General features: G+C 66.0%; 8 protein-coding genes and 2 pseudogenes. 7 read left to right on the forward strand and 3 right to left on the reverse strand.

The genetic code is table 11. The features are described from left to right. The first annotated feature begins 83 nt into the window (after positions 1 to 83). From bcsQ to bcsC, 5 genes and pseudogenes are all read left to right on the forward strand, one after another. Positions 84 to 746: pseudogene (gene bcsQ, locus PG879_RS08360) on the forward strand (cellulose biosynthesis protein BcsQ). Beyond that, complete coding sequence (bcsA, locus tag PG879_RS08365) at positions 743 to 3,133, forward strand: UDP-forming cellulose synthase catalytic subunit (protein WP_246875667.1); 2,391 nt, start codon at positions 743 to 745, stop codon at positions 3,131 to 3,133. The pseudogene bcsQ and the gene bcsA overlap by 4 nt, the downstream one beginning before the upstream one ends. A 175-nt stretch (positions 3,134 to 3,308) precedes the next feature. Continuing rightward, positions 3,309 to 5,531 (forward strand): cellulose biosynthesis cyclic di-GMP-binding regulatory protein BcsB, encoded by a 2,223-nt coding sequence (gene bcsB, locus PG879_RS08370; RefSeq protein WP_246875666.1) that lies wholly within the window; start codon positions 3,309 to 3,311, stop codon positions 5,529 to 5,531. Between the two features lie 84 nt (positions 5,532 to 5,615). Then, positions 5,616 to 6,644, forward strand: a pseudogene (gene bcsZ, locus PG879_RS08375) (cellulose synthase complex periplasmic endoglucanase BcsZ); the annotation flags it as partial. Positions 6,645 to 6,793: 149 nt separating this feature from the next. Further along, complete coding sequence (gene bcsC / locus PG879_RS08380) at positions 6,794 to 10,069, forward strand: cellulose synthase complex outer membrane protein BcsC (protein WP_270830002.1); 3,276 nt, start codon at positions 6,794 to 6,796, stop codon at positions 10,067 to 10,069. A gap of 28 nt (positions 10,070 to 10,097) precedes the next feature. On the opposite strand, the gene PG879_RS08385 is transcribed toward bcsC, so the two are convergent. After that, on the reverse strand, positions 10,098 to 10,373 hold the full coding sequence (locus tag PG879_RS08385) for a metal/formaldehyde-sensitive transcriptional repressor (protein WP_041214512.1): 276 nt from the start codon (positions 10,371 to 10,373) through the stop codon (positions 10,098 to 10,100). A gap of 71 nt (positions 10,374 to 10,444) precedes the next feature. On the opposite strand from PG879_RS08385, the gene dmeF reads away from it, so the two are divergent. Then, a complete protein-coding gene (gene dmeF, locus PG879_RS08390; protein ID WP_167826203.1) occupies positions 10,445 to 11,386 on the forward strand; it encodes a CDF family Co(II)/Ni(II) efflux transporter DmeF in 942 nt (313 codons plus the stop codon). Between the two features lie 15 nt (positions 11,387 to 11,401). Here the strand turns inward: dmeF and PG879_RS08395 are convergent, their stop codons facing one another. Further along, complete coding sequence (locus PG879_RS08395) at positions 11,402 to 11,803, reverse strand: hypothetical protein (protein WP_182935785.1); 402 nt, start codon at positions 11,801 to 11,803, stop codon at positions 11,402 to 11,404. 261 nt (positions 11,804 to 12,064) lie between these two features. On the opposite strand from PG879_RS08395, the gene pulA reads away from it, so the two are divergent. Continuing rightward, positions 12,065 to 16,117 carry a pullulanase-type alpha-1,6-glucosidase gene (gene pulA, locus PG879_RS08400; protein WP_210600061.1) on the forward strand — a complete coding sequence of 1,351 codons (4,053 nt, stop codon included), beginning with the start codon at positions 12,065 to 12,067 and terminating at the stop codon, positions 16,115 to 16,117. A gap of 194 nt (positions 16,118 to 16,311) precedes the next feature. Here the strand turns inward: pulA and PG879_RS08405 are convergent, their stop codons facing one another. Next, positions 16,312 to 18,735: a zinc/cadmium/mercury/lead-transporting ATPase gene (locus tag PG879_RS08405; RefSeq protein WP_210600062.1), complete on the reverse strand. Its 2,424-nt coding sequence runs from the start codon at positions 18,733 to 18,735 to the stop codon at positions 16,312 to 16,314. Between the last annotated feature and the right edge of the window lie 44 nt (positions 18,736 to 18,779).

Here is an 18,779-nt window from a genome sequence, read left to right on the forward strand (position 1 = left end):
CTCGCCGCCTTGTGCGCACGCTTCCCCCTGCTGGCGGAGGTGGCAGTGAAAGGGCCCGAGGGGACTGGCGAGGGGAGGTCTGCATGAAGGTGATCGCCCTGCAGGGGATCCGGGGAGGTGTGGGGACCACCGCCATCGTGGCCGGACTGGCCCAGGCAGCCCATGAGCAGGGGGCAAGGGTGTTGGCGGTGGATCTCTGCCCGGACAACCAGCTTGGCATCCACCTTGGCCTGCCCCATGACGATCTGGGAGGCTGGAGCCGGCTGACCCAGCCGGCGCGGGAGTGGCGAGGAGCGCTTCACCGCCGGGAGGAGGGACTGGATCTGCTCTCCCATGGCGGGGGGTAGGGGGCGTCAGCCGAGTGGCTGGCAGGGATCGATGGTTATGATCTGGTGCTGCTGGATCTGCCCCTGGGCATGGCCCCCGTCATCCCCTGCAGGCGCTTGCTGGTGGTCAATGCGGATGCCAACTGCCATGTGCGGCTTCACCGCCACCCCTGGGCGGCCGATGAGCGTCTGCTGGTGACCCAGTTCTCCAGCCAGCGGGCCCTGCAGCAGGGGTTGCTGGATCTCTGGCTGGCAGGGGGGCTCCCTCTGCTCAATCTTCATCTGCACAGGGACGAAGCCATGGCGGAGGCCATGGCCGCCAAGCTGCCGGTCGGCCGCTATGCGCCCACCAGTCTGGTTGCCCACGAGCTGGCCGCCCTGGCGACCTGGTGTCTGGCAGAGGGGGAGGCCCCCCGATGAGAGTGCGGCTGCTGACGCCGGCTGCGGGCCTCTGGTGCTCGCAGCGCTATCGCGCACTGCGCGAGCGGGGGGCTTCCCGCCCGGGGGCGGCCACATTGACACTGGGCTGGCTGCTGGCCTGGGCTCTCTTCCCCCTCGAGCGTCATGGCTGGCAATGGGTGCTGGGCCATGCCCGGGGGCTCTATCCCCAGCGGACGCACCCCCGGGTGGGGGATCCCCTGCGCGTTCTGTTGCAGAGCCTCTGGATGATAGTGCGTCGCCCACAACCGATCCCTCTGCGCTGGCCCGCCTCCTGGCAACGGCTCTGGCATAGGGGCACCCAGGCTCTCGGCGCCTTCCTGGCCCACCAGGAGGAGAAAGGGCTGGCCGCCGCCAGGGCCACGCCCCGCGAGGCACGCTGGAAGAGCGTGCTGCTCTGCGTGGTGGCCGGGAGCCTCTCCCTGCTCTGCGTCACCCAGCCGTTCACCCTGCAGGCGCAACTGGTGTTCGTCCTCTTGCTGGCGGCCATGGCCTTCATCCTGCGGGCCGTGCCGGGCCGTTATCCCATGCTGATGATGATGGTGCTCTCCCTCACCATCTCCTGCCGCTACATCTGGTGGCGCTACACCTCGACCCTCGACTGGTTCGCCCCCGTCAGCCTGGCCTGCGGCCTGCTGCTGCTGGCCGCCGAGACCTATGCCTGGCTGGTGCTGCTGCTCGGCTACTGGCAGACCGCATGGCCCCTGCACCGCCCCCCGGCACAACTGCCGGCGGATCCGGCCCAGTGGCCCAGCGTGGATCTGATGATCCCCACCTACAACGAGGATCTCGCCATCGTGAAGGGGACAGTCTACGCCGCCATGGGGCTCGACTGGCCCGCCGACAAGCTGACCATCTGGCTGCTTGACGACGGGGGGCGGGCGGCGTTTCGCGACTTCGCCGAGGAGGCCGGGATCCGCTATGTGGCCCGGTCGACCCATGAGCACGCCAAGGCGGGCAACATCAATCACGCCCTCAAGATGGCCACCGGGGATCTGGTCGCCATCTTCGACTGTGACCACCTGCCGACCCGCTCCTTTTTGCAGATGACGGTGGGCTGGTTCTACCGGGATCCCCGTCTGGGCGTGGTCCAGCCCCCCCACCACTTCTTCTCCGCCGATCCGTTCGAACACAACCTGCAACGGTTTCGCAAGATGCCGAACGAGGGGGCCCTCTTCTACGGCCTGGTGCAGGATGGCAACGATATGTGGGACGCCAGCTTCTTCTGCGGTTCCTGCGCCGTCATCAAGCGCACCGCCCTTGACGAGATCGGCGGCATCGCGGTGGAGACGGTCACCGAGGATGCCCACACCTCCCTGCGGCTGCACCGCCTCGGCTACACCTCGGCCTATATCCGGATCCCGCTGGCGGCGGGGCTGGCCACCGAAAGCCTCTCTGCCCACATCGGTCAGCGCATCCGGTGGGCGCGCGGCATGGTGCAGATCCTGCGTCTGGACAACCCCCTCTTCGGCAAGGGGCTCAAGCTGGGGCAGCGGCTTTGCTACTTCAATGCCATGCTGCACTTCCTCTCGGGCATACCGAGGCTCATCTTCCTGACGGCGCCGCTCGCCTTCCTTATCCTGCACGCCTACATCATCTATGCCCCGGCGGCGGCCATCGCCCTCTACATGTTGCCGCACATCTTCCACAGCGCCCTGACCAACTCCCGGTTGCAGGGCAAGGTCCGCCACTCCTTCTGGGGCGAGGTCTATGAGACGGTGCTGGCCTGGTACATCGCCAGGCCGACCACGGTGGCGCTCTTTGCACCCCACAAGGGGACGTTCAACGTGACCGCCAAGGGGGGTATGACGGAGGAGGTGTTCCTCGATCTGTCGGTCTCCCGCCCCTATCTGCTGCTGATCCTGCTCAATCTGTGCGGGCTGGGGTTCGGCCTCTGGCGCATCGGCACCGGCCCTGCCGACGAGGTGCCGACCCTGATCCTCAGCATGATCTGGACCCTCTACAACATGACCATACTGGGCGGCGCCCTGGCGGTGGCCTTCGAGTCGCGGCAGGTCCGTGCCAATCCCAGGGTGGAGATGGTGATGCCGGCGGCCATCAGGCTGGCGAACGGTCACCTCTACCCCTGTACTGTCAGAGATTACTCCAACGGGGGGTCGGGGTGCTGCTCGAGGCGCCCCTGCCCCTGGCCGACAAGGAGAGGGTCTGGTTGCTGCTGCGCCATGACCAACGGGAGCAGGCGTTCGCCGCCAAGGTGCAGCGGGTGTTCGGCTGCAAGCTGGGACTGGAGCTGGAACCCATGGCGCAGGCACAGCATGTCGCCTTCATCCAGTGCACCTTCGCCCGGGCCGATACCTGGTCCCTGTGGCAGCAGCGTCTGGGCAAGGATCGCCCCCTCCACAGCCTGATCGACATTACCCTGCTCGGCTGGGGAGCTTACTGGCGTCTGGCCCGTACCTCACCCATCGGCTTTGTTTGTATCCTCCTCGAGAAGCTGGCTCGCTGGCTCCTCTCCTTCGTTCCCCGTCGCGTCTCCCCAGATTTCCGGGCCGGGACTCCGACCTCACAGACAGTGAAAGGATGATGAAACCACAACGCTACCTTATTCCTCTCCTGCTGATGGCACAGGGTGCGACCGCCGCCGAGGCCGTCGGCCCCCTGCCGCCCGTTCCCGCTCCGGTGCGCACCCAGGGGATGAGCTTCGAACAGATGGCATCATCGCCAGGCACCCTGTCCCTGCGCGGCAATGCGCCAGACAGACTGGCCGACTTCACCGTGCGGCGGGACGAGGTGGTGACCCGGGCCACCCTGGATCTGAACTTCACGCCATCGCCCTCCCTGCTGCCGCTCATCTCCCAGGTCAAGGTCTATCTCAATGACGAGCTGATGGGGGTGACGGCCCTCAACCAGGATCAGATGGGGACGATGACCCATGCCAGCATCGAGCTGGATCCCCGCTATGCCAAGGATTTCAACCGCCTCAAGGTGAGCTTCGTCGGCCACTATCGGAAAGTGTGCGAGAACCCGGCGAGCGATACCCTCTGGCTCAACGTCAACCGGGACAGCAAGCTGACCCTGCAGTTGCAGACCCTGCCGGTGCGCAACGAGCTCTCCTTCTTCCCCATGCCGTTCCTCGACGTGCGGGACAATGGCAAGCTGACTCTGCCCATGGTGTTCACGGGCTCAGTGCCCCCGGAGCAGCAGCAGGCGGCGGCGGTGCTGGCCTCCTGGTTCGGCACCAAGGCCCAGTGGCGGGGCCAGCATTTCCCGGTGCTCATCAACCAGTTGCCGGATCGCAACGCCGTGATCTTTGCCACCAATGACGCGCGCCCCGATTTCCTGGTGGACTATCCCGAGGTGAAGGGGCCCACCATCGACATGATCAGCTCCCCCGACAACCCCTATGTGAAGCTGCTGCTGATCCTGGGGCGGGATCAGCAGGATCTGCTGACGGCGGTGCAGGGGCTGGCGCGAGGCGATGTCATGCTGCGTGGCCAGAGCGTCATGGTGGACGAGGTGAAGCCGCTCTTGCCGCGTCAACCCTACGATGCCCCGAACTGGGTGCGACTGGATCGCAAGATGCGCTTTGATGAGCTCACGGAGTACCCGGGCCAGTTGCAGGCAACGGGACGCACGCTGTGGCCCATGAGCCTGACGCTGCGCCTGCCGCCGGATCTCTATCTGCTGGGGGAGAACGGCATCAGGACGGAGCTGAAGTATCACCATACCTCGCCCACCCTGCGCGACGGTTCCCGGCTGGATGTGGGGGTCAACGGCCAGCTCATGAAGTCGTTCACGCTCGAGCCCGGCGAGGTCAAGAGTGAGCGGTTGCTGACCCTGCCGCTCTGGTTTGCCGACGACGGCGACACCATGGCGCTGCGCATGCCCGGGCTCAAGACCACCCAGGCCAACAGCCTGAGCTTCTCGTTCGAGTATGCCCAGCAATACATGGGAGGGACGGAGGATGGCCGTTGCGATCTGGTGATGCCGCCTGCCCATCAGGTGCGCATCGACGAGGGCTCCACCATCGACTTCACCGGTTATCGTCACTTCATCGAGATGCCCGACCTCAAGGCGTTCGCCTATGCCGGCTTCCCGTTCAGCCGGATGGCGGATCTCGCCGACACCCAGATTGTCATGCCGGCCAGACCCCATCCCGGGCAGATCACCACCTTGCTCGATGCCATCGGTGCCATCGGGGCCGAGACCGGGTATCCGGCGCTCTCCCTGCAGGTTCTGGACGACTGGGAGCGGGCGCGCACCGCGGATCGGGATACCCTGCTCATCGGCACCCTGCCGGAGGAGTTTCGAGGGGATCTGGCTCCCGACGCCCTGCTGCAATCCACGCGCAGCTGGGTCAACGAGCCAACCCGCCAGCACAAGGGGGATCTGCTGCACACCATGGCCGATCGCCAGCCCCAGGCCCGGGTGGGCATGACGGGCAACCGGGCCATCGCCGTCATCCTGGGGCTGCAATCGCCGACCCATGATCAGCGCAGCCTGGTCGCACTGCTGGCGGATGGACCGGCGGGGGTCACATTGCTCAATGATGTCCTGCAGACCCGGACCCTGCGCGATCAGGTGGCAGGCTCGGTGGCCATCATCCGGGAATCCGGGGTGAAGAGCCTGGTGGTGGGGGATCGTTACGAGGTGGGCTACCTGCCGTGGTGGGAGCGTCTCTGGCAACTGTTTGCCCGTTATCCGGTGCGTCTTGCCGGGCTGACCCTGCTCTGCATGCTGGTACTGGGCTGGGGCCTGCGGGTGCTGCTTGCCAGTGCCAGTCGTCGCCGTCTGAAGGAAGATTAAGAGATGACTCAGATGAAAAAAGTCTGTGGTGCCCTGCTCCTCTGGGCCCTTTGTTCCCTCCCGGCGTAGGCCGTCTGCCACTGGCCGGAGTGGGATCACTTTCGCCAGCACTACATCAGCGAAGAGGGCAGGGTCATCGACCCTGCCGACGGGCGCCGCATCACCACCTCGGAAGGCCAGAGCTATGCCCTCTTCTTCGCCCTGGTCAACGATGACAGGGAGACCTTTGCCCGCCTGCTCGACTGGACGGAGCGGCAGCTCGCCCGCGGGGATCTGACCGGCTTCCTGCCATCCTGGCTCTGGGGCAGGCAGCAGGACGGCAACTGGGGCGTGCTGGATGCGAACAGCGCGTCCGATTCGGATCTCTGGATAGCCTACAGCCTGCTGGAGGCGGGTCGCCTGTGGGACAACCACAGCTACTCTGCCCTCGGCACCCTGTTGCTGCGCCGCATCGCCCGGGAAGAGGTCGCCACGCTGCCGGGTCTCGGCCCCGTGTTGCTGCCCGGGGCGAAAGGCTATGAGGGGGAGGGACGCTGGACCCTCAACCCCAGCTATCTGCCTCCACAACTGCTGGCCAGATTCGCCTCCTTCAAGGGGCCCTGGGGCGAGATGCGGGCCCTCTTGCCCAAGCTGCTGCAGGAGAGTGCGCCCCGTGGCTTTGCCCCGGACTGGGTGGACTGGCAGGCCGACAAGGGATGGCAGGTGACGGCGGACAAGGACGACACCGGTGGCTATGACGCCATCCGCGTCTATCTCTGGCTCGGCATGCTGAGCGAGGAGGATCCCGCCAGGGCTTCTCTGGTGGCCCACTTTGCCCCCATGCTGGCGCAGCTGACCGAATCGGGTCATCTTCCCGAGCGGGTCTCCAGCCAAAGTGGACAGGTTCAGGGCAAGGGGCCGAGCGGCTTTGCCGCCGCCCTTCTGCCCCTGTCACGGGGCTTGCCGGCGCAGGTCACCTTGCGCAAGCAGGTCTCCGATCACGGGCTGGATACGGATGCCTACTACGGCAGCGTGCTGACCCTGTTCGGCGCAGGCTGGGATCAGGGGCGTTATCGCTTTGCCGCCGACGGTACCCTGCAGCCGGATTGGAGCGAATCATGTCAGGCAGAGTGACCCTGGGGTGCCTGCTCGCCTGCCTGATGAGCGGAGCCCTGGCGCAAGGGACGGTACAGCCGGTGGCCTGGCTGCTGGAGCAGGTCAGGATTGGCTAGGCCCGTGGGCGGGAAGATCTCGTCAGCAACAGCCTCTATTCCCTCTCCCTGGTGGAGCCCGATCATCCGGAGCTGCTGGCAGCCCAGGCCCGTCAGGCCCTGCGCCAGGGCAAGGTCAAGGAGGCCGGGGCACTGCTGGCCCGCCTTGGCAAGCAAGACCCCGACTCTGCGCTCTATCGTCAGGGCATGGCCAACCTGGCCCTGAACGAACCGGCCAGGCGCCAGCAACTGCAACAAGCCAGGCTGCTGACCAGCGCCGGCAGGCTGGAGGAGGCCGAGCGTCTCTATCGCTCCCTGTTCTCCGGTGATTTGCCCCCCAATCTCGACGTGGCGGTGGATTATGCCCTGTTGCAGACACGGATCCCGGCCATGAAGGCAAAGGGGCTGGCGGCCCTGGAGGCACTCAACCGGCAATATCCGGGTGAGCCCAGAGTGCGGGGCGGGCTGGCTCGCCTCTATCTGGCGGAGGGTCGGCGCCAGGGGGCGCAGAACCTGTTGCGCGAGATGGCGCGAGATCCCTATCAGCGGGACGAGGCCGCCGAGATCTGGCTCGCGGACATCGAATCCCTGCCCATCGGGCCCGGGAGCATTGCTGCCTTGCAGGAGTACATGGTGCTCTTTGGCGAAGGGGATACTACCAAGGCGGAACAGCTGCTCGCTACCCAGGAGGAGAAGTGGGCCTCGCCTGCCTATCGCGCACGCCAGTCGGCGCTCGCAAGCACGGCGGGAGGTGGTGCCTCCATCTCCCGCTTGCAGCGTGCCCTGGCTGCCAACCCGGGGGATCCTGAACTCATGGGGGCCCTGGGGCAGGCCTACTCCCGCAACGATCAGCGAGCGCTGGCCATCGCCCAGTTTGAACGGGTGCTGGCACACCCCGAGGTGACCGACAAGGACAAATGGCGCAGCCTGCTGGCTACCAACCGCTACTGGCTGCTGGTGAGCCAGGGGCGCAGCGCCCTGGAACGGGAGCAGTGGGATGAGGCGGCGACCCTGTATCGCCGTGCCATCGCCCAGGATGGGCGTGAGCCCGAAGCCTGGCTGGGGCTTGGAGACAGCGAGCGTGGCCGCCATCGCGATGCCGACGCGGAGTCTGCCTACCGCAAGGCGCTCGCCATGGGGAGCGCGCGGGAGCGGGCCCTGGCCCGCCTGTTCGATCTCTACAAGGAGCAGGATCCGGCACGTGCCCTGGCCCTGCTGGAGCAGCAGGGCACCCCCGGGATGCAGGCCGAAGGGCGGCGGCTCAAGGCCGGGCTGTTGCAGGAGGAGGCCGATCAGCTTGATCGGGCCGGCAAGGTGGCGGCGGCGCTGCGCCTTCGCGAGCAGGCACTTGCGCTGACCCCGGAAGAGGTGTGGCTGGCCTATCGAGTGGCCGATACCCGGGCCCGCCTCGGGGAGGCTGGCAGCGGGGAGCGGCTCTTGCGAGAACGGCTGGCGGCGCACCCGCAGGATGCCACCCTGCGCTACGCCACCGCCCTCTATCTCTCGGGGCAGGACAAGATGGTGGAGGCGAGAGGGGTGCTGGCCGCCATCCCTAGGTCCGGCTGGACACAGGACATGGATGCGCTGGATCAGCGCCTCGCCCGCGGCGAGGTGCTCGCCAGGGCGAGGGCGCGTCACGAGGCCGGGGATGATGAGGGGGCCGAACGCCTGCTTCAGCCGTTGCAGCCGGATGAAGAGGTAAGCCTGATGCTGGCGGAATGGGCCACGGATTGGGGGGGCTATGCACTGGCGGAGCAGCGCTATCAGGAGGTGCTTGCCCGCACGCCGCAACAGCCCGAGGCCAGGCTTGGCATGGCCGAACTGGCCCAGGCCAGGGGCGATCTGGCAAAGGCCCGTCACTGGCTGCCCGCCTGGCCGGTCAGCCCGCTGCCCCCGGAGGGGGCCAACTACTACCGCCGGGTAGCCAATCTCTATCAGGCGCTGGGAGAGGGCGAGACAGCCCGCGCCATCTTCACCGACTACGAACCCCTGGTGGCGCTGCAACCGGCCTCCCAGCAGGCGGCACTGTTCTGGCGCGATGCCGCCCGCCAGCGCGTTGCCGAGCATGATGTGGAAGAGGCCCTGGTGCGGGATCGCAAGGGGCTGGTGGCCGCAGGTCTGGCCCCCCGCGAGGATCTGGAGGGGGGCGAGCTGACCCGGCTGGCCCGCAGTCAGGATGGGGAGGGGTGGCTGGCATCCGGCCTGCGCAGCGATCTCGACAGGCATTACCGGCAGAGCCAGACCACCTTCTCCCTCGACAGCGATTACTGGGGCTCCAGCGGTACCGGGGGCTACTCGGATTTGCGGGCGCTGACCCAGATGGCGCAACTGGATACGCCGCTGGCCGGTGGTACCGCCTTCGGCCGCCTTGAACTGGTCGACATGGATGCCGGAGATCTGCCGGACTCCCCTTACCGGGCGCAGTTCGGTACCTGTGCGGCCAGGGACTGTCGCGGGGACGCGCACCAGCAGAGCCGGGGGACCACCCTGGCGGCAGGCTGGCAGCGGGGGGCCTGGGCGTTCGATCTGGGGACCACGCCCCTCGGTTTCGAGGTGGTGGACTGGGTTGGTGGCGCCACCTTGACCGGTGACTGGCACACGCTGGGGTGGGGGATGACCCTCTCGCGTCGGCCCGTCAGCAGCTCGCTGCTCTCCTATGGGGGAACGGTGGATCCGGGCACGGGCATCAGCTGGGGCGGGGTGCGGGCGAACGGGGTCCGCCTCGATCTCAGCCGGGATCTGGGAGGGGCCGTCGGGTTCTGGGGCAGCGCCCAGCAGCACCTGCTGACCGGCAAGAACGTGCCCGACAACTGGCGCACCCGGCTCATGGGAGGGGGCTATTACAAGTTCGTCAACGAGACCCATCGCCGTGCCAGCGTGGGGCTCAGCACCATGCTGTGGCACTACCAGCAGGATCTGGGGGGCTATACCCTGGGGCAGGGGGGTTATTACAGCCCGCAGGGGTACTTCTCGCTCTCGGTGCCGGTGAGCTACCGGCAGCGTACCCCGGACTGGTCGTGGGAGCTGGGTGGATCGGGATCCTGGTCCTACGCCCGTACTGACGACAGTCGCCGCTACCCGCTGGAAGGCCTGTTGCCAAGCGGTTTGCCAGACAGAAATGCGCCTGTGAAAGGGGGCAGTAGCAGTGGATTCGGCTACACCCTGAATGGCGTGGTGGAACACAGGCTGACGGAGCACTGGCGCATCGGTGGCCGGGTGGACATCCAGCAGGCGGATGACTATGCCCCCAGCCATGTCACCCTGTTCCTGCGCTACACCTTCAAGCCCTGGCAAGGGGATCTCGATATGCCGCCAAGGCCTCTCACTCCCTACGCGGACTTCGACTGACAGGGGCGCCCGTCATCACCGGGCGCCCTTATTTCAGATAGGAACGCAGTACCCTCACCACCTGATCCAGATCCTCCAGCCGCTCGGCATGGGTCGCCTCCTCGGCGCCAAGATGCTCGCGCATGTGTCCCTCCAGCACCTCCAGCATCAGGCCGTTGACGGCGCCGCGGATGGCGGCAATCTGCTGCAGGATGGCGGCGCAGTCTGTTTCCTGTTCCAGGGCGCTCTCCAGGGCGCCGGTCTGCCCCTTGATGCGCCTGACCCGAGCCAGCAGCTTCTTCTTGTCGTGAACCGTGTGTGACATGCAGGATCCTCTCGATCAATAAAACTATACTGGGGTATAGTATATAGCATCCTCGTTTTCAGGAGAAATCCATGCCATCCCTCGCCACATCCCACTGCCACCACCCCGTCGTCCACGAAGGGAATCCCCTGGCCGAACAGAAGACCCGCTGGGCCGTGCTGCTCACCGTCGTCATGATGGTGGCGGAGATCGGTGGCGGCTGGTTCTACAACTCCATGGCGCTGCTGGCCGACGGCTGGCACATGAGCTCCCATGCCCTGGCCCTCGGCCTCTCGGTGCTGGCCTATCGCGCTGCCCGCCACTTCGCGCGGGATCACAGGTTCAGCTTTGGTACCTGGAAGATAGAGGTGCTGGGGGGCTTCAGCAGCGCCCTGCTGCTGGTGGGGGTGGCGGGGTTGATGCTGTTCGAGTCGGTGGCCAGGTTGCTGGACCCCAGCCCCATCCATTATCAGCAGGCGATCGGCATTGCCCTGCTGGGCCTGCTGGTGAATCTGGCCTGTGCCTGGCTGCTCAGGGACGATCACGGCCATCACCATGGTCACGACCACCATCACGGTCATCACGACCACTCGCACGATCACCACCACGGCCATCAGGATCTCAACCTGCGCGCCGCCTACCTCCACGTGCTGGCGGACGCGGCCACCTCGGTGCTGGCGATTCTGGCGCTGGTGGGAGGCATGTTCTGGGGGGCGGACTGGCTGGATCCCCTGATGGGCATCGCCGGGGCCGTGCTGGTGGCGGTGTGGGCCAGGGGGCTGCTGCGTGATACCGGGCGCGTCTTGCTGGATGCGGAGATGGATGCGCCCCTGGTGGACGAGATCCGCGAGGTGATCGCCGAGCTGCCTGGCGCCGAGATCCGCGATCTGCACGTCTGGCGGGTGGGGCAGACGCAGTATGCCGCTGCGATGTCGTTGCAGATGGCGACCCCGGTCCCGGCACAGGCGATCCGCGAGCGCCTCGCCATCCACGAGGAGCTGGTGCACCTGACCATCGAAGTGTCTGCCGACTGACGCCCCTGGCGGGCGTCAGCGGGGAGGCTCGCTCCCCTGATCCTGCCAGAGGGAGCCCAGCATCAGCCTCAGCAGCAGTCCCGGCGGGTCGTCGAGCAGGCGGCCCGGCTCCAGCAGCAGGTGGCCGTCGGCATGAAAGCTCAGGCTGGCGTGAACCTTGCCTTCCTCGCCACACACCTGGAGGAGGCCGTTCAGGGAACCCCCCTCGCCGGGTTGACAGCGCAGCCGCAGCTCCCGTGGTTCCCCCAGCAGGGTGAAGGCGCGGGCGAGGGGCGGGCTCTCTTCATAATCCGGCCAGTTGAAGAAGTGATAGCGTTCGGCGAGCACGCCGGCCTGCTGGCAGAACTGATCGAACAACTGGGCAATGCCCTGATACTCCTGGTCCAGCCGCCTGGCCTGCTCCTCAATCCGTTTCATCACCCAGCCCCCTCTATCCATTTGATTGGACATTGATTTCGTCACTCGCTCCCCTCTTCCCGCTGGTATGGGCCGAAAGCGGTGCCAGGTCTGTGAGCGCGATCGAGTTTTCGTTATGAAAACGTTATCTTGTTGATGCGGATTGGTTTTTTTTGCCCATCCGCTCACATTTACGGCAATTCCCGCTGATTAATATGACACCGCTCGGCAATGACCGGGTACTCGGATATCGAGACTAACTACAGCGGGAATTATAAAAAAATGGATATGAAAAAGACCAAAGTGGCGCTGGTAACAGCCTCACTGCTCGCGCTTTTGTCAGGCTGTAACGACAACAGTTCTTCTGCTCCTGCCCCTCAGGATGAGCCCGTCGCTCGTCTTCCCAACGTCCAGCCCCCGGCCGAACTGCTGACGGCCGGCCCTGACGAAGCGGTCATCGCCCTGGTGGATACCCAGACCAGCGCGGCGCGCGGTGTCACCGGCCCGTTCGCCAGCCACAGCCTGCACCTGTGGAACAACGATGCCTGCAACTCGACCTCGGAGGGCGGCCTCAACACCGGTTGGGATGACAAGAGCAAGACGCCGTCCGCGGCGGACAGTTTTGGTCCGGCCTGGGTCGTGCCGCTCTCCAAGATGGAAGGCTGCATCAACTTCATCGCCCGCAACGGCGATCTCGCGAACCTGACCGGCAGCGACATGAAGGTGGTCTTCAACGATCACCCGGATCGCACCGTGGCCATCGTCGCCGGCAAGAACGAGATCTTCGGCAGCCGGGCGGAAGCCTTCACCGCCGCCTTCGGCGTGGCGGGGGCCAGTGCCCATCTCATCGACGACAACACCCTGATTTGGCAAGGGGGCAAGGACAAGCCCTATGTGCGCCTCTACTACACAGAGTCAGGCACCATCACGGCAAACAGCGAGGGCGTATTCGATTTCCCCTACCTCAAGCTGACTCCGACCAGCCTGACCGAAGAGCAGCAGGCCAAATACCCGCACCTCAAGGATGCCGCCGCCTTCGCCCTGCCTGCGGGAAAAGATCTCAAGCCCCTGCTCAAGGGTGAGCTGGTCGCCATCGGGACCGATGCGGACGGCATCCTGCAGGGGGCGACCCTGGTGCAGAGTGCCGGTGCCCTCGATGCTCTTTACAGCGAAGCGGCCACCAAGCTGGCCTACGGCGCCGTGGTGGAGGGGGGCAATGTCACCTTCCGGCTCTGGGCGCCGACCGCCAAGTCGGTCAAGCTGGCGCTGTTCGACGAGCAGCACAAGTCGCTTGGCGAGCGCGCCATGACCCTGGACGAGGCCAGCGGCAGCTGGAGCGTGCAGGGGGGCAGCGATCTTGTCGGCAAATACTACCGCTACGATATCCAGGTCTATCACCCGGTCAGCCGCAAGCTGGAATCCTATCAGGTGACCGACCCCTACTCCCTGAGCCTGGCGATGAACTCCGAGTTCAGCCAGGTGGTGGATCTCGACGATCCGGCCCTCAAGCCGGAAGGCTGGGACAGCCTGAAGGCGCCCCACAGCCAGAAGAACCCCGCCGACATCACCATCTATGAGGCCCACGTCCGGGATCTGACCGGCAACGACGAGTCGACGCCGGTGGAGCACCGCGGCAAGTTCCTCGGGCTGACCGACAGCGACAGCGTGCCCGTCACCCACCTGAAATCCCTGGCCAAGAGCGGCGTCAGCCACCTGCACCTGCTGCCGGTGTTCGACATCGCTACCGTCAACGAGGATCCGGCCAAGGTGGCCAACATCGGCGATGACTTCAGCAAGCTGTGCGAGGTCAATCCCGAGGTCAAGAACTCCAGGTTTGCCAGCCACTGTGGTGGCGGCGAGACCATCGAAGCCGTGCTCGGTGATCTGCAAGCCAGCGACAGCAAGGAGAACCCCGTGGTGCAGGAGCTGTACGGCTATCTGCGCGGGGTGGACTCCTTCAACTGGGGCTATGACCCCTACCACTACACCACCCCGGAAGGCTCCTACGCCACCAATGCGGAGGGGGCGACCCGGATCAAGGAGTTCCGCGAGATGGTGCAGGCCATCAAGCAGAACATCGGCATGAACGTGGTGATGGACGTGGTCTACAACCACACCAACGAAGCGGGTCTCGGTTCCAAATCCGTGCTCGACAAGATTGTGCCCTGGTACTACCAGCGCCTCAATCCGGAGACCGGTTCGGTGGAAAATTCCACCTGCTGCTCCAACACGGCGCCGGAACATGCCATGTTCGCCAAGCTGATGGATGACTCCCTGGTCACCTGGGCACGGGACTACAAGATCGATGCCTTCCGCTTCGACCTCATGGGCCATCACCCGAAAGATCAGATGGTGCAGGCCCTGGCCGAGGTGAAGAAGGTCAATCCGGACATGTACTTCTACGGCGAGGGGTGGAACTTCGGCGAGGTACAGGATGACAAGCGCTTCGTACAGGCGACCCAGAAGCACCTGGCCGGTACCGGCATCGGCTCCTTCTCCGACCGGCTGCGTGATGCGGTGCGCGGCGGCAGCCCGTTCGACGGCGGCGAAGCCATTCGCAAGACCCAGGGCTTTGGCAACGGCGCCCTGGTGGATGCCAACGAGCTGGACGGCGTCGATCTCGCCACCGCCCTGCATCAGTCCGATCTGGTGCGCCTCGGCATGGCGGGCAACCTCAAGGAGTTCGTGCTGACCGACAAGGACGGCATACCGAAGAAAGGCTCCGACATCGACTACAACGGTCAACCGGCGGGCTATGCCCAGGATCCGACCGAAATCCAGAACTATGTCGACAAGCACGACAACCAGACTCTGTTCGACAACCTGGTGTACAAGGCACCCGCCGGGGCCGACCTGGTGCGGATGCAGGGGGTCTCTCTGGCGACCGCCATGCTGGGTCAGGGCATTCCCTTCACCCACGCGGGTGTCGAGCTGCTGCGTTCCAAGTCCATGGAGCGGGACAGCTACGACTCCGGTGACTGGTACAACCGGGTCGACTACGGCTTAAGTGACAATAATTTTGACAAAGGGCTGCCGCGCAAGGACAAGGACGAGGCCAACTACGAGCTGATCGAGCAGGTGCTCGGCCAGCACGCCAAGCCGGGTTCGGCCGAGATGCATCAGATGGTGAACTTCTACCAGGAGCTCTCCGAACTGCGTCAATCTTCTCGTCTGCTGCGTCTTGGCAGCGGCGCCGAGGTGATCAAGCGGGTCGACTTCCGCAACACCGGCCCTGAGCAGATCCCGGGTCTCATCGTGATGAGCGTGGATGACGGGGTGGGCGCCGGTGCGGATCTGGATCCGGCCATCGACGGCCTGGTGGTGATGATCAACGCCACCAATCAGCCCCAGAGCATCGGCGATTTCCGTGACGGCAAGGATCAGCCCATCGATCTGACCGGCATGGTCCTGAGCGGTGCCCACCGTGACTCCGACAGCATCGCCAGCGGTGCGGCCAATGACAGCGGTCAGCTGACCCTTGGCGCCTGGTCGGCGGCGGTGTTCGTCAAGCCGCAGAGCGGTGCCCAGGGCGCGGGGCTGCCGGTGAGCAAGAAGACGGATCTGAGCACCTTGCCTCCCTTCGGTGACACCGAGGTGTTCGTGCGCGGTTTCCTGAATCAGTGGGATCCGGTCAACAAGATGAACTTCAGTGGCAACTTCACCTATGAGTTCACCACCGAGGTGACGGCGGATCAGCTGGGGTCGACCCAGGTGAAGATCGCTGGCAACGAGTGGAGCGGCCCCGTCAATTACGGCAAGTGCAGCGATACCGACCAGCTTGCGACCGGCCAGGTCAATACGCTCTGTGCCAATGGCGGGGATCTGCCGTTCAACGTGGAGAAGGCTGGCACCTACAAGTTTGTCTTCACCGCCATGAACAAGGACAAGCCCACCCTGAGTGTCAGCTACACCGAACCGGCGCAGAGCTGCAAGGTGCTGGATACCGTCGCGGGCAATCCGCTCGGCTTCCCGCTCTATGTGCGCGGCAGTCTGAGCGACTGGAACGCCCAGCCGGCCTACCAGCTGAGCTACAAGGGGATGGAAGGTAACCTCGCTATCTATCAGGCCGCCTTCAACTACGCGGGCAGCTTTGACTTCAAGTTTGCCAACGACGATGGCAACTGGAGCAAGCAGTTCTTCGTGAAGGATGCCGGTGGCACCCTGATCGCACTGGAGCCCGAGCAGGTTTACCCGCTCCAGCACGGCGACGGTGGCATGGGCAACAACAGCATCACGCTGGAACAGGGTCTGTGGAGCTTCCTGGTGAAGGTTGACCCGACCCAGACTTCCGGCGAGGTGGGCAGCGTCATCATCCAGGAGTGCAGCGCCAAGTAAGTCTTTCCCATCGAGCCCGGGGCTGGCTCGGCAGCCCCGGGTTGAATTCCGCCTCGCCAAGGGCGGGATAACACCGAGAGAGTAAGCAAAGCGCGACTGCCGACCGGCAGCCGCGCTTTTTCTTTGCTCGTGGGCGAGGCAATAAAAAAGCCGCCCCGTTGGAGCGGCTGTTGGTTGTGCAGTTTACGGCCGGACTAGCGTTTTCGCAGCAGGCGCAGGGCGTTGGCGGTGACCAGGGCGGTGGCGCCGGTGTCGGCCAGCACCGCAATCCACAGGCCGGTGATGCCGAGCAGGCTGGTGACCAGGAAGATGGCCTTGAGCCCCAGCGCCAGCGCGATGTTCTGGTGGATGTTGGCCAGCGCCGCGCGGGAGAGCCGGATCATGGCGGCGACCCCGCCGAGCTGGTTGTGGGTCAGCGCCGCATCGGCGGTTTCCAGCGCCACGTCGGTGCCGCCTCCCATGGCGATGCCGATGCTGGCCCGCTTCATGGCCGGTGCATCGTTGATGCCGTCGCCGATCATGGCCACCTTGCGGGTGCTGGCGAGCTGGCTTATCTCCTCTACCTTGCCTTCCGGCAGCAGGCCGGCGCGCCAGCCCATGCCGAGCTCGGTGGCGATCGCCTCGGCGGCGCGGGGGTTGTCCCCGGTCAGCATGATGCTCTGCAGGCCGAGCTGGTTGAGCTCTTGCAGCGCCGCAGCCGCTTCCGGCCGGATCTGGTCGCGCAGGGCCAGCAGGGCGGCCGGGGCGGCGTCGGGCTGACCGAGCACCACCACTGTCTTGCCTTGCAGCTCCAGGGCGGCGACCCGGCCCCGTGTTGCGTCATCGAGGGAGGCGACCCGACTCGGCGCCAGCAATTGCCAGAGAGCGCCGTCGATGCGACCCTCTACCCCCATGCCGGGCAGGGCGCGCAGATCCTGGGCCGCCGCCAGGGCAAGACCCCGCTTCCCTGCCGCCGTCACCACGGCGCGGGCCAGCGGGTGGTGGGAGCCCTGCTCGATGGCGGCCGCCAGCGCCAGCAGTTCGGCCTCCGGCTGGCCATCGAGGCTCACCAGTTCGGTCAGCTGCGGCTTGCCCAGGGTCAGGGTGCCGGTCTTGTCGAAGGCCAGGGTATCGATGTGGGCCAACCGCTCCAGCGCGGCGCCCCCCTTGATGAGGGCACCCTGCCGGGTGGCTGCCGCCAGTGCCGAGGTGACCGCCGCCGGGGTGGAGATGACCAGGGCGCAGGGGCAGCCGATCAGCAGCAGCGCCAGCCCGCGATAGACCCACTCGTCCCAGCTCTGGCCGAAGGCGAGCGGCGGTACCAGCACCACCAGCAGGGCGACCAGCATCATGGCCGGGGTATACCAGCGACTGAAGCGGTCGATGAAGCGCTCGATGGGGGCGCGCTGGGTCTCGGCCTCCTCAATGAGATGCAGGATGCGGTCGATGGCGTTGTTGCCGGGTTCGGACACCACCTCGAGGCGCAGCACCCGGTCCGCCGCCAGACTGCCGGCGGGGACCTTGTCACCCCGGCGGCGCTCCACCGGGATGGATTCGCCGGTCAGGGCGCTCTCGTCAAAGGCGCCGAGGGGGTCGAGCAGGCGGGCATCGGCGGCCAGGCGGGTACCCGGGGCGATTTCGATGATGTCACCGGGGCGCAGCTGGTCGGCAGCGACCTCTTCCCGCACCTCGCCCTCGGCAGTGGTGCGGATGCGCAGCGCCTTGTCGGGCACCAGCGCCATCAGGGCGGTGACCCCGGCGCGGGCGCGGCCGGCGGCATAGGCTTCCAGATGTTCCCCCAGCATGAAGAGCAGCAGCACCATGGCCGCTTCGGCGGTTTCGCCGAGGAAGAGGGCCCCCACGGCGGCGACCGTCATCAGGGTCTCGATGGCGAAGGGAGAGCCGCTTCTGGTCAGTGCCCACGCCTTGCGGGCGACGGGCCACAGCCCCCAGAGGGTGGCCAGGGTAAAGAGCGGCTGACCGAGCTGGTTCGGCAGCAGGGCCGCCATCCCCATCAAGCCGGCGAGCGACAGGGGCTGCCAGTATTTGTCGAGCAGGTTGCTGACTCTCTGCATCAGAGGGCTGCGGCCCGGTTCGCTGCGAGCCGTGTTCTGAGCTCCCCCTTTGAGCTGGAAGCCGGCGGCCAGCACGGCGGCGGTGACGGGGTCGGGGGAGAGGCCGGGGGCCAGATCCACCACCAGCTTCTCGGTGGCAAACAGCACGCGGGCCTGCTGTACGCCCTCCACCCGGCTGACGGCGGTCTCTATCTTGCGGGCACAGCTGGGACAATCCATGCCCAGCACCTGCCAGCTATGGCGGCGGCTGTTTTGCTCGGGGGTAGCCAGCGGCGGCTCGGTCGCGGCGGCCGTATGGGCGTGCTCGTGCCCCTGCTCATGATGATCGTGGTCGTGGGCTGTGTCGGTGGCGCAAGTGCCTCTGGGGGGCTCTTCATCCCCCGGGCCGTCTGCGCCACCTTGCCCCTGATGATCGTGGCGGGTCGGGTTGGCGACACCACTGGCCTGTGCCGCGTTGTCGCAGCAGTGGCTGGTGTGGCTGTGCCCGGCCTGTGGGGTGGCGGCCTTGCTGACGGCCTTGATGGGGGCGGCGGCGTGTTGATGGCTGCAGCAGGATTTGCTCATGATGCGTTCCTCTTGAGGGATCCCGCCCCTGCGGGATCCTGGAT

It is taken from the genome of Aeromonas sp. QDB63 (assembly GCF_027707425.1).
Taxonomy (GTDB): domain Bacteria; phylum Pseudomonadota; class Gammaproteobacteria; order Enterobacterales; family Aeromonadaceae; genus Aeromonas; species Aeromonas caviae.

Bases quoted from the DNA above. Each gene is read 5' to 3' on its own strand.
- PG879_RS08395 (WP_182935785.1), bottom strand. From the start codon at position 11,803: ATGAAACGGATTGAGGAGCAGGCCAGGCGGCTGGACCAGGAGTATCAG.
- dmeF (WP_167826203.1), top strand. From the start codon at position 10,445: ATGCCATCCCTCGCCACATCCCACTGCCACCACCCCGTCGTCCACGAA.
- PG879_RS08405 (WP_210600062.1), bottom strand. From the start codon at position 18,735: ATGAGCAAATCCTGCTGCAGCCATCAACACGCCGCCGCCCCCATCAAG.
- bcsA (WP_246875667.1), top strand. From the start codon at position 743: ATGAGAGTGCGGCTGCTGACGCCGGCTGCGGGCCTCTGGTGCTCGCAG.
- pulA (WP_210600061.1), top strand. From the start codon at position 12,065: ATGGATATGAAAAAGACCAAAGTGGCGCTGGTAACAGCCTCACTGCTC.
- PG879_RS08385 (WP_041214512.1), bottom strand. From the start codon at position 10,373: ATGTCACACACGGTTCACGACAAGAAGAAGCTGCTGGCTCGGGTCAGG.
- bcsB (WP_246875666.1), top strand. From the start codon at position 3,309: ATGAAACCACAACGCTACCTTATTCCTCTCCTGCTGATGGCACAGGGT.